14 protein-coding genes are annotated in these 12,368 nt (G+C 34.3%); 13 read left to right on the top strand and 1 reads right to left on the bottom strand.

Annotation, left to right across the window (positions count from 1 at the left end; all coding sequences use genetic code 11):
• Positions 1-159: 159 nt before the first annotated feature.
• Entirely contained in the window at positions 160-504 is a 345-nt protein-coding gene (locus tag E0E02_RS06235; RefSeq protein ID WP_133018143.1) for a helix-turn-helix transcriptional regulator, read from the bottom strand.
• 594 nt (positions 505-1,098) lie between these two features.
• Between E0E02_RS06235 and E0E02_RS06230 the strand changes: the two genes are divergently transcribed.
• From E0E02_RS06230 to E0E02_RS06170, 13 genes are all read left to right on the top strand, one after another.
• Positions 1,099-1,344: a hypothetical protein gene (locus E0E02_RS06230; protein ID WP_074626803.1), complete on the top strand. Its 246-nt coding sequence runs from the start codon at positions 1,099-1,101 to the stop codon at positions 1,342-1,344.
• A 35-nt stretch (positions 1,345-1,379) separates the two neighbouring features.
• A complete protein-coding gene (locus E0E02_RS06225; RefSeq protein ID WP_021142795.1) occupies positions 1,380-1,676 on the top strand; it encodes a hypothetical protein in 297 nt (98 codons plus the stop codon).
• A gap of 20 nt (positions 1,677-1,696) precedes the next feature.
• Positions 1,697-2,152: a conjugal transfer protein gene (locus E0E02_RS06220; RefSeq protein ID WP_133018142.1), complete on the top strand. Its 456-nt coding sequence runs from the start codon at positions 1,697-1,699 to the stop codon at positions 2,150-2,152.
• A 15-nt stretch (positions 2,153-2,167) separates the two neighbouring features.
• The gene (locus E0E02_RS06215) at positions 2,168-3,835 is read left to right on the top strand and encodes an FtsK/SpoIIIE domain-containing protein (RefSeq protein ID WP_133018141.1); all 1,668 of its coding nucleotides are present in this window, start codon (positions 2,168-2,170) and stop codon (positions 3,833-3,835) included.
• 211 nt (positions 3,836-4,046) lie between these two features.
• Entirely contained in the window at positions 4,047-5,282 is a 1,236-nt protein-coding gene (locus tag E0E02_RS06210; RefSeq protein ID WP_017650247.1) for a replication initiation factor domain-containing protein, read from the top strand.
• 12 nt (positions 5,283-5,294) lie between these two features.
• Positions 5,295-5,525, top strand: a complete 231-nt coding sequence (locus E0E02_RS06205) for a hypothetical protein (RefSeq protein ID WP_021142800.1) — start codon at positions 5,295-5,297, stop codon at positions 5,523-5,525.
• A complete protein-coding gene (locus tag E0E02_RS06200; protein WP_000584430.1) occupies positions 5,522-6,079 on the top strand; it encodes a hypothetical protein in 558 nt (185 codons plus the stop codon). Before E0E02_RS06205 ends, E0E02_RS06200 begins: the two co-directional genes overlap by 4 nt.
• Before the next feature lie 9 nt (positions 6,080-6,088).
• Positions 6,089-7,066 carry a conjugal transfer protein gene (locus E0E02_RS06195; RefSeq protein ID WP_133018140.1) on the top strand — a complete coding sequence of 326 codons (978 nt, stop codon included), beginning with the start codon at positions 6,089-6,091 and terminating at the stop codon, positions 7,064-7,066.
• A gap of 5 nt (positions 7,067-7,071) precedes the next feature.
• Positions 7,072-7,296, top strand: coding sequence for a hypothetical protein (locus E0E02_RS06190; RefSeq protein WP_017650250.1), 225 nt, complete (start codon positions 7,072-7,074; stop codon positions 7,294-7,296).
• Positions 7,297-7,300: 4 nt separating this feature from the next.
• Complete coding sequence (locus E0E02_RS06185) at positions 7,301-7,711, top strand: conjugal transfer protein (RefSeq protein WP_017650251.1); 411 nt, start codon at positions 7,301-7,303, stop codon at positions 7,709-7,711.
• 11 nt (positions 7,712-7,722) lie between these two features.
• Entirely contained in the window at positions 7,723-10,227 is a 2,505-nt protein-coding gene (locus E0E02_RS06180; protein WP_133018139.1) for an ATP-binding protein, read from the top strand.
• Positions 10,228-10,239: 12 nt separating this feature from the next.
• Entirely contained in the window at positions 10,240-12,141 is a 1,902-nt protein-coding gene (locus E0E02_RS06175; RefSeq protein ID WP_133018138.1) for a conjugal transfer protein, read from the top strand.
• Positions 12,141-12,365 carry a hypothetical protein gene (locus E0E02_RS06170; protein WP_014335071.1) on the top strand — a complete coding sequence of 75 codons (225 nt, stop codon included), beginning with the start codon at positions 12,141-12,143 and terminating at the stop codon, positions 12,363-12,365. Before E0E02_RS06175 ends, E0E02_RS06170 begins: the two co-directional genes overlap by 1 nt.
• Positions 12,366-12,368 lie beyond the last annotated feature (3 nt).

Raw genomic sequence — 12,368 nt, 5'->3', positions numbered from 1 at the left:
CCTTATTCTTTTCAACAACTGAATTATCTCTTCTGATTACTAACTCATCCATAATATTCCTCAAAAATAGTAAATTCAATATATATCGTTTAAAACTGACAGTTATTAACCTTATACAGCCAGCAATAAATTATTGATACTCTTAATTGAAGTAACTCGTCATTTCTTTTCCTCAAACAATTTCTTCCGTTCTTTCATGAATTCAATTAGCTCTTTTCGAAAGACTGCTTTTTCTTCTTCCGTCATTCCATCAGATGTTGTTCTAAACAACATTTCAACATCTGACAAATCAACTTCTTCATCAACCTGTTGATTTCCCATTAAGGTATCCAAAGTCACATTAAATAATCTTGCTAATTTTTTAGTATTTTCGTGAGTAGGCATTTTTACTCCACGTTCCCAGTCTCCGTATGCTTGTTGAGAAATTCCTAATTGTTTTGCCACCTGTTGTTGTGTTAAATGAGCAGATTTTCTATACTGTTTTAGGCGTTCTGTAAACTCCATAGTCTTACCTCAAAAATTTTTTAAATTTTTTTCAAGAAAACCATTGACTTTTACAACTCATAGTTGTAAAATATAATTAACAACCGGTAGTTGTACTGGCTGTTAAAAAATAATAACCTATTTAGAGGTTAACTTAACAATGATCCTTGAAATCTTAATAAAAAAGTGCGTCTGACAACCAGATACCTGACTATCAAACCACACAATAAACTTCGTACCTTAATTGTAACGTGTTTGAGTTTTAAAGTCAAGTCCATTGATGGTTGAAGTTAAGATTTAAAACTTTTTTGGTGGGCTTACACGCATTTCGGACTTTAGCACTTTTCCGAATAGCAAAGTGAACTGGCTTCGCTAATTAAGCGTAAGAGAATCCTTCGGGCATGATAATGACTACCCGACAGATTGGCTGGGACAGCGATGGTAATTGATACAAAGCACCTTGTTAAACGTTGCCACCGTAAAAGACTAGTTTTAAAAATTAGTCTTTTAACCAAATAACTTTTTTCTCAAACCGTTGCTACCAAGCAACACACCTATGAGCCACTGGTTTCCACTAGTGGCTTTTTTCTTACAATAAAGGAAAGGAGGTCTGATATGACTTCTTATTTTGAAAGTGTCCTTGAGCGGCACTACCAGAATTTTATCTTTACCTATAAAATGTACGCTTATAGTTCAAAATTAGTAGAGTGTCTTTATCATGACGCTCTAGAAGAAATCAAACACTTAGTTAAACAATTTCAAGAAGCTGGCTATACCTACTCTGAATTACATTTTTATAGTCACTTATACAGTCGTAAAATCAAACATTTTTACTTTGCTAGAGTCAGTCTAAGTCACTGACTCTTTTATTTTATTACTAGAAATGGAGAATATCTATGATTCCTGAAACTTTAAAAATGAACCCTAACTTTATTGGAAAAGCTTATTATGAAAAACTTGGAACAGCACCTCGTACTGTCTTTGGAAAAGCAGGAAAATATCAACGTCACATTTTAAACAGTGAAAAGCACGGCTCTTTCCACGTGATTACCCCAGCCTTATCTCAAGTATTTGATGAAGATGCAATCATTGAAGTGGTTAACCCAATCTTCCTTCCTGACCGTAGCCTTAACGGAAACAACGTAGCTCCTGCTCTTAACGTCTTTGCTGAAAATTTGAAAGTATCTAAATAATAGAAAAGAGGATTTAACTTATGGCTAAAATTGGATTAAACTATGGTGACAAACTACAAATCGCTGACAAATCATACCGTGTAATCACAGAAGGATTAGATATCCCTGAAGTCTTTGGAAAATTAACTTTTCGTGGGATTGAAGGCGCTGATCTTATCTATGAAGAAGACCGTACGCAACGTAATGATGACGGTTCGTATGCTCAAATCGCCACAGGTGAAGCACGTGGAATTGTGGTTGGTATCCACTCTTCGGCCCAACACGAAACACTTTTCTTTACCATTGCTGATATGAGTGAACAAGAAATTGAAGACCTTGGTTTAAAATACCGTGAGGAAGTGGAACTTGAAGATATTGTTGTGACCTATTCATCTATCGGACGTAACGATAATTACAAACTCTATGCTTCTAAACTAAAAGCAAAATCAGATACAACTCCTATTAAGAATGATGTTAAAAGTGACACTAAAAAATAAAATTAGGAGGTAAATATGCGATTATTTACCTATCGTGGTTGGCGGGTTCGAAAATACTATCAAAAAATTAAGGTAATAACATATAGTATCATGTTATTACCTTTTTTACTTGGTAATGCTTACTATACCTACATTTCCTATCAAGAGATATTAAAAACACCACTCACCTATTTACTTAAATTCTCATTAACACTTTTACTCCCCGCACTCCTTCTCTTAGGATTTCATCATCTCTGTTATCAAAAGTTTCTCTTCTTTAAACGTCTCAATACCTTAAGAATTCTAGCGAATTTCTTGGTAGAAAATCGTTATTATCTTTCTAAAACTATCAAACGTGATGGAAAAGCAATTGAAAAAATTACCCTTCCTAAAGTCTTTGTTAAACAAACTAACTATCACCTTTTAATCAGTTTTATCCTTGAAGGAAATAAATTTCAAGACCGTTTTATCAACCTTGGTTCAACATTAGAAGTCATGTTTAACGGTGACTTTAAGAATAAAACTTTTGATGAGCGTTTTATTCAGTATGATATCAGTATTAATCGGATTAATAGTCGTATTGATATTTCAGACGTAACCATTGATAACCACTCCTTGAAATTAATGGCGGATGTCTTTTGGAATTATATTGCTGAGCCACACTTATTGATTGGTGGAGGAACTGGTGGCGGGAAAACTGTTGTTCTAATGTCAATTGTCTGGGCATTAGCTAAAGTTGGTTTCATTGATCTTTGTGACCCGAAGAATGCTGACTTAGCTGGTTTGAAAGATGTTCCTGTCTTTCACGAAAGAGTCTTTAGCACCAAAGAAGAGATTATCCAATGTCTAAAAGATAATGTGACGTTCATGGAAAATCGTTATCAAGCCATTCAAAATCACCCAAACTACAAAATCGGTAAAAGTTTTAGTGACTATGGCATGAAACCTAAATTTATTGTCATTGACGAATGGGCAGCCCTTATGGCAAAAATTGATAGCGACTATCGCCTCCAAGCTCAAGTAACAGAATACCTCACCCAATTAGTCCTAGAAGGACGGCAATCAGGTGTGTTTATCATTTTCGCTATGCAACGTCCCGATGGTGAATATATCAAAACGGCTTTAAGGGATAACTTTATGAAACGCTTGTCGGTTGGGCATTTAGAAGATACAGGCTACACCATGATGTTTGGAGATGCTAATCGAAATAAAGAATTTAAAAAGCTAGATAAAATCAATGGAAAAACTGTTAAGGGACGGGGCTATATCGCTTCTAATGGTGAACTGGCTGGAGAATTTTTCTCTCCTTACGTGCCTTTTGAAAAAGGATTTTCTTTCTATGAAGCCTTTATGAAACTTCCTGTTTTAGAAATGAAAGGAGAAGAATTTGAGGTCTTCGGTGTTAAACAAACACCCGATAAACAAGAAGAAACAAATAATGTACAGGCTTCATCAAAATCACTTTCTGACTTTGCTAAAGAAAAAGAACTTTCTTTAAAGACATTACGAAAATTAGCTTATCTTTTTGATGAAAGAGGAATAAGCTTTACCAAAGTCGGCAATTCTTTAGTAGTGACACCAAAACAAGAGGGGCTCCTTCTTGAAGCTTTAGAAACTTATCATGGCGGATGCAGCTCCTATGCACAAGCAGTTGAAACGTGCTTAAGTCGTCATGGACTAGAACAAGAGCAAGGGCAAGCCTGAACAGAGTTCAGGCGAAGTCCCGAAGTCTCGAAGTTCTAGTCCATGACGTGTTTTAACCCCCGCTATTCTAATAGGGGGGTAGCAGATTTCAAAATAGCGAAAGCAAACCGCCCTAATGCCAATGGTATCAAGGTTTTACAAGTTTTGAGAACTGTGTCACTTTTGCCAAAAAAGTGTGTCACCTACTGATAGATTGGAGGGAATTCAATGAATGGATAGATTAAATCCTGTTATGCTGAAAAAGTTTCGCAAAAAAACAGGAATGACCCAAAAAGAATTTGCTAAGAGTATTGGAATTAGTCATCGCACCTATAGAAGCTATGAAGATGGCTCACGTGGTTTAAGTCTTGATAAATTTCGAGAATTTAAATACCGATTAGGATATCTGAAAGAAGCTGATAAAGAACGACTAGAAGTACACATTGACTACTTAAGAATTACTTTTATGACAATTCGTGATTTAAAACATTTTTGTCATACCTATCTTCATTGTGAGTTAAAGGAATTTACCGAATCTGAAACTAGACTTCTTAATTACACTCATCTGTGGAAACGAGGAAATATTTGGATATTTGACTTTTTTGATAAAGTCGAAACAGGAAATTACCAAATAACCTTACAACTATCTGGTCAAGGTTGTCGAGAAATGGAACTTATTCTTGAAACATACCATCTTACATGGCAAGAACTTCTTCAAAAAATGTCCTATGACATACCTGATATGCGAGTCAAACGACTTGATATTGCAATCGATGAACGGTATTTAGGAAATGACCGTGAAGAAGAACAATTCCTCTTATCAGATATGATTACCAAGGTTTATAATCACGAAGTTATTTGTCATACCTTAAGAAATTGGAACCACATTGGAGGTGGTAGTTTACAAGAGATTGAAGATAAAGAAGGGAACCAAGGAATTTCCATCTATTTTGGAAGCCGTCAAAGTAACCTCTACTTCAACTTCTATGAAAAACGTTATGAATTAGCTAAAGCTGAACAAATCTCCTTGGAAGAATCCTTGGAGATTTTTGGTATTTGGAATCGTTACGAGTTAAGGTTTGCCAACGAAAAAGCCCAACTAGCTATCGAAGAATATATTAATGGTGTTGATTTAGCAGAAATTGCCCGTGGTGTAATTAACCATGAACTAGAAGTTTACGATGGGATTAATCGTTACGGTGCTTATCAACCCGACTTGAAATGGCAACGTCTTTTTGGTGGAACAGCTCCTTTAAAACTAAGCATGAAACCTGAACCTTATACTATCGAACGAACAATAAAATGGCTCATGTATCAAGTATCAAATTCATTACGACTTGTCAGTGAGGCTGATAAAATCATGCAAACTGAATATCTCAAGACCATCCAAAACTGCGGAGAAATCAATGAACGTGGAGAAGCTATCCTAAAAAATCTTAAAGCTTCCCATCACTTATTAAACAAATAATAAGGAGGAAATATGGAATACAAAGTTGAATTGAACTCTATTGACCACTTTAAAGCATGGTCAGGTGGTGCTTCTACACTCGAATCTGTTCGTAAACGTGGTGGCACTGATCAACTAACGACACTTTGTGAGGAAGTCTTCTCAGGAACAGTTCCAACAGAAGAAGAAATCAATGACTGGCTCTGGTTTGATGATGACTTTATTTTTCGCTCCCTTGGATATACGGAGTTACTAGATGAATGATTATTAAAAAGATTTACGAAGGTATTGCTAATCTTCCACGTACAAATGAAAACTGGAAGCTTGGTATCGTATTAATGAAAGATAAACAGTTTTATTATGATACATTCGCTCGAAAATTAGCAACTGATAGTGACGTAAACTCATTTAACTATCAACACGCCTATTTCTCTTTATCAGGAAACATTCTTGAAATTGATAGAGAAATGTCATCACAACTTGTACTTATCTTTAAACAAATTATCAACTCAAAACAAAAAGATTTTATGGAGGAACTTATCATGGCAACTAAAAGTACACTTGAAAAGAAAGTAAGAACAATCACTTCTGAACTTGGGCAGTTTATGAAAGAACATAACACCAAAGAAGCATGGACAAAAGCTGGCGAATTGAACAGTGTGCTAAAAACTGAAGAGGCTCAAACACTGCCTGTTGAATTTTTAGAAGCCATTCGTCATGAACTAAGAGGCTATTATTACGTCAATAGTGAGCTTAACAAACTTCAAAAACAACTCTACGCTAAAGGGAACAAACTCCTAGAAATCGCAAATATTTAAAGGAGACTTATGAAACAAATAGCTGAATTACTAAAACACTACAAACACTTCCTAACAAAATTTAAAAAAACAGATAAAAAACGTGGTTCTCCTAAACTGATAAAAGCTAATCAAAAGACAGCTAATATCCTTGTTCTTTCAGGAATTAGTCTGTTTTTATTAATTGGTTTAATTGGATGCTTAAAAGTGATAACAGTATCTAATAAAGTAAGTACGCTCCAAAAATCACTTCAAACCAAACCAACTACAGTAACGGTTAGCAACACTGATATTGATAATCGTTTAACCTATTATCTTAATGACTTTATTTCGGCTTATTTTAACTTTTCTGATGATGGTAACACCCAAATAGGACAAACTAAAAAGTTAAATAGCTTCTATAATTTTGAACCTGATATTAAATCACAAGGACAATTAAAAACAGCTTCTAGCTTAGAATCCTCAAAACTTATTACCCTCAACAATAAAAGTGCTTTATATCAAGTGACTTATAAGCAAAAGAATGGAGATAGTACCAAAGAAATTACTACTGGTTTCAATATTCCATATGGTCAAAAAGGCGATAAATATTACATTTCTGGTCTTCCTTGGTTTTCAACGTTAACCTCTAATCAGGCTACTTCTTTTGATAAAAAGGATGATTTAAAACTAACAGCTTCCGATAATTTTTCCACTACAACTCATAAAAAACTAACTAAATTTCTAAATGTTTTCTTCACTAACTATACAAGTGATCAAGATAATTTAGACTTAATTTCTAAAAAACTTGTTATTCTTGACGATACTGAATTCAAAAGTATTGATTACACTTATTTCAAACAAAATGGTAAGTCAATCATCGCTTATGTACAAGTTACATTTGCAATAGCTGGGAATACACATTCTGAAAACTTTACACTTACTTTAATTCCAAAAGGTAAATCTTACTACGTATCGTCTCTTACTCACACTATTCCTCAAAATTATGCTACTGAAAAAGGAGAATAAATCGTATGAATACTAGCTCATTACAAAACTTTATGCACGGTGATGGTACTTGGGTACTAACAGCAATTGCTGTTATCCTTGCCATTAAAGCTTGGAAGAATAGCTCTTGGCTTCAGCTATTTTCGGTTGTTGGTTTTTATTCAGTTATTGTCTCTCTCACAAAAGGGCAACAGATTCTTAGCTTCTTTGGGTGGCTCCTTCGCTTAATCGGCGTTGAAACAGGACTTTAAACTTATGACTAATGAAAAACTTTATGATTACTCTAGAGGTCTAAACGCTCCTTATTGGATTCAAGAAATAAAGACACAAAAAGGGACACGTCTTTGGTATTTTGCTACACCAATGCAACTGTCCTTTTTTATTGTTTTTGCAATTGTCTTCGTTTTCATGATACTTGGGTTATCGTTTATTTTAGTTCCTCTAGCAAAACTAACACATTCTATTTCATTTCTACTCTACTGGTATGTCCCCTATAAACTAGCTAAAGCTTATACCGAATACGAACCACATGGCAAAAAGATGCATCTTTTTATTGCAGATTATCTTTGTTACCTATTTGAATTTCGCTTAAATAAGAAAGCCATTTATCATAATGATCGCGTACCAACATATGATGAAATTGTTTTTGAAAAAACAAAACTTTGAAAGGAGGAACCATGGCAATCAAATTACAATACCCTATTATGACGACTCATAATAATATTGTCATCTGTCACGATAAAAGTGTCATTGCTTATTATCGTATTCCAAATACTCCTATTACCATTACAGATGACGAGAAAAAAGAAAAACACAAACAAACTGTTGCCCAAACGATTAATAAACTAGCTAAAAATAAAACTTTTGATATTTCGCTTATTCCTAAAGATTATCTTTTAGAAGAAAAAATGAATGACTTCTCTAAAGCTTTAGCACCAAATAACCGTATTCTTGGGGAAACATTATTAGCCTATTCCGTTGATAAACTAACACAAGAAATGGAAATTCCTTATCAGTTTGATTGGGTTATTGGAGTTACCTTGCGAAAGCAAGATAAGTCTGGTTCTATTTCAGATTTGGCTTATGAACGCTTTTCTGAATTATCCGAAATGGTAGCTAACGGTATTGGTTATGAACTACAACTGGAAAAAAATTGGTATGACGATTATTTAAGTGATGAAACAGCTGTCTACCAAGTCCTATCAACTTTAAGATGCCAGCGTCTTACTGACGAGGAACTCTTCTATTATCAACGAATGCAGTACTTACGTTATATCCCCCATCTCAAACAAGAGGTCATTGCTAATCGTTCCTTATTCAATGTCACAGATACACTCATCAAAGTTCTCAAAAGTGGATTTTTAAAACTAGAAAGTCCTTATGGAGCATCGTTTATCACCATTTTACCTGTTGGGAAGTTTAGTACTATTTTTAATGGTTTCCACCTCGGAGAATTCATTCAACGCTTGAATTTTCCTGTTGAATTACGAATCAAAGCAGAATTCATTGATCGTAATAAAATTAAAGGTAAAATGGGACGGTCAAACACACGATTTCTTAACATTATGGAAGAAGCTGATAACACAAACACCGTTCAACAAGATGAAATTATTACAGGTGCTTTATCTTTAAAAGACCTTATGAAAAAAGTCGGAAATAAAGAAGACATTATTGAATATGGCGCTTATCTTATTGTATCTGCTTCTTCACTTTCTCAATTACGGAGTCGACGTCAAGTTGTTCTAAATTATTTTGACGATATGGACGTTGAAATTAGTGAAGCTAGCCATGATGCTCCATATCTCTTTCAAGCTCTACTTTATGGTCAAAAACTTCAAAAGAAAACTCGTACTTGGACACATTTAGTCACTAGTCGAGGTTTTGCTGAGTTAATGCCATTTACCAATACAACTTCTGGTAATCGCATTGGCTGGTACATTGGACGAGTTGATAACTGGACAGGACGGTGGGACAATCTGCAAAAAGCCATACAGGCTTCCAAAAACATCGTCCTTTTTAATCCCACTGTTGGGAATAAAGAGGATATTGCAGGTAAGATTACCAAGAACCCTCATATCATTATTACTGGAGCCACTGGACAAGGGAAATCATTTTTAGCACAAATCATTTTTTTAAGTGTTGCACTTCAAAATGTTAAAACTCTTTATATTGACCCTAAGCGAGAGCTACGCCATCATTATCAAGAGATTATTTCAAATCCTGAATTTGAAAAACATTATCCAGAACGAAAACATCAAATTGAAGCTTTTAACTTTGTTACCTTAGATAGCTCACTAGAATCAAATCACGGAGTTTTAGACCCTATTGTAGTCCTAGACAAAGAACAAGCCGTTGAAGTTGCTAAAAATATGCTAGAGTTTCTTCTTCAAGCAGTTGAGAATGTCTCTATGGACCAAAAAACAGCCATTACTGAAACGATTAATGATATTGTTAACAAACGACAAGCTGGGCAAACAGTCGGTTTTAAACACGTTCTTAAAGCTCTTAAAAACAGTGATAGCGAGCAAATCGCTTCTGTCGGGCGTTATCTAACTTCTATTGTTCATAATTCTATCCTTGAGTTAGCTTTTTCAGATGGTACAACAAAGGGATTGAATTATGAATCTCAAGTAACCGTTCTTGAAGTTGCTAATTTAAAACTTCCCAAAACTGATGCTTCTAAAATATCTGACCATGAACGAAATTCAGTTGCTCTAATGTTTGCTTTAGGAGCTTTTTGTACTCACTTTGGTGAACGTCACGAAAATGAAGATACTCTTGAATTCTTTGATGAAGCATGGATTTTAATGAAATCAGCTGAAGGGCAAGCCGTTATAAAAAATATGAGACGTATTGGACGATCTAAAAATAATACCTTAGCACTTATTACCCAATCTGTTCATGACGCTGAAAATGATGACGACACAACAGGTTTCGGTACTATTTTTGCTTTTTATGAAAAATCTGAACGTGAAGATATTTTAAGACACGTTGGACTAGAACCTACTGAACAAAATTTAGAATGGATTGACAATATGATTTCAGGGCAGTGCCTCTACTATGATGTTTACGGCAATCTCAATATGATTTCTGTCCATAACCTATTTGAAGATATTGATATGCTTTTAAAACCAATGAAAGCAACTGTTTCTTCAAGTCTTGAAAATAAATACGCATCATAAGGAGGGATATTCATGCAAGAAGCTTTTGAAAAGCTAAAAGGCGTTGATATCTTTGCCTTAAAAGCCTATTTGGAAAAGACCTCATCTGTCGAAACCTCTGTCATTGTTGCATTTAATGAAATCTTCGTTAATTTATTATTCTTCATTCTCAATCTTGTTGTTGGATTCTTCTCACTTCTTATGCGAATTCTCGAAAAGATTAACCTATACAATAATTACAAGACTTATGTTTATCAAGCTGGTAAATCTATGTGGCAAGGTTTTACGGGATCTACTTCTGATGGATTAGCCAATCAATCACTAATCGGCCTTCTAATTAGTATCATTGCTTTTTATCTCTTTTATCAGTTCTTTTTCTCAAAAGGAAACTTCATGAGAAAAGTCATTCATGTTTGTGTTGTACTTATTCTTGGATTCTCTTACTTTGGAACAGTAGCATCAACTTCAGGTGGGCTTTATCTTCTTGATACTATTGATAATGTCTCTAAAACAGTCACTCAAAAAATTTCAAATATCTCGGTTTCCTATGGTGATGGTAAAGAGTTAAAAATCGGCGATTCAATGGCAGATAGTTATATCGCAGAAACTTCCTACACTGCTTACCTCTTCGTAAACACTGGTCAAGAAAACGGAAAATATGTCAACAGCCAAACAGGTAAAGAAGAAAAATTCGATGACTCAAAAGTACTCGGTCAAGTAAATGGGAATACTTTTACAAAAGTTAAAAATAGCGACCGAAAGAATTATCTAGAGGAACTAGGTAATAATGCGGATGAAGATGGTGAAAAAGACCGCTGGGTATCAGCTGTCTATGATTATCTTTTTATCAAGTGTTTCTATGTTATCTTTAAAATCGTTGAAGCTATTGTCATTGCTATTCCAATTATCCTTGTGCAAATTCTAAATGTCATTGCTCAGCTACTAGTTTTAATAATGATGTTGCTCTTTCCAATAGCTTTATTAATTTCCTTTATTCCTCGCATGCAAGATATTATTTTTGGAGTCCTAAAAGTAATGATGGGTGGTTTAGCCTTTCCTGCTATTACAAGTCTTCTTACCTTAATAATTTTTTATTTAGAAAAAATCATTGAAAATATGATGACCTCTGGTTTTGACAATACCATCAAAGGCTTTGCTTCACTTGTAGTCTTTGCATTACTTTTTAAACTTATGGTAGTCGTCATTGTCAAAGCCTTAATCTATTATTATCTTTGGAAATATAAAGGTGAACTTATAGGAATTATCCTTGGATCCAGGGCTAGACTAAAAATGGATAATATTAGTCATTCTGTTCAAGATAAGTTAACTTCTGGTAAAGAAATAATTCAACAAGTTCCTAATAAGGGATTTTCTACAGCTCAAAATCTTGGAAACTTCGCCTTAGCTTCTAGTGGTTTAGCATCTGGTGCAGTTATTAATTCTCTATCCCATTTAAAAAATGCAAAAGATTATTTTTCTAAAGCAAAACCTGAAGAAACGCCACACAATCCTAATTTAGACAGTGAGCATGAAACAAATCTACAACCTCGACAACAAGAAGATAAAAATAGCAATTCAATAACTCCTAACCAAGAGGATATTCCTGAAACTTCAGCAACCTTTAAAGAACCACAATTACTAACAGAGGAGCTCACAAAAGAAAATAATATGTCAACGTCCTCACCAAATCTAGAGGAAGAATTTAAATCGTTAAAAGAAAAACGAATATCACCACTTACTAAAAGACGTATTAACCATCTTGAAAAACGTTTAGAAGATTATAAGGACAATGAAGCTATGTATAAGGCACAAGGTTCTAATGCATTTACCAAAAACTTCCGAAAGACTTTGACTAGAGATAACAAGCTACGAGCAAATTTAAAAAGAAAGGAACGTTTAACAGAAGAACTCAAACGATTAAGAGGTGAACTTTAATGAATATCCATATCAATTCTAAAAGAGCTTTAAAACCTATTATTGAAAATAATGTTTATGAAGCCTATCAAAATAATGAGAGGTCATTGGACTTTCTCGTCTTATTTCCAATTACTGATAAGGAAGCTTCAACAATCATCGATATTTGTCGCTCTTATCCCGTAGTATTAGATGCTAAGTGGCGATTTGATAGTCTGATTTTTACAGTCTACCTAAAACACTAATAT

The organism is Streptococcus sp. KCJ4932, assembly GCF_004352745.1.
In the GTDB taxonomy this organism is placed as follows: domain Bacteria; phylum Bacillota; class Bacilli; order Lactobacillales; family Streptococcaceae; genus Streptococcus; species Streptococcus ruminicola.
Note: the sequence above shows the minus strand (reverse complement) of the source record. Positions and strands in the feature narration are given on the sequence as shown.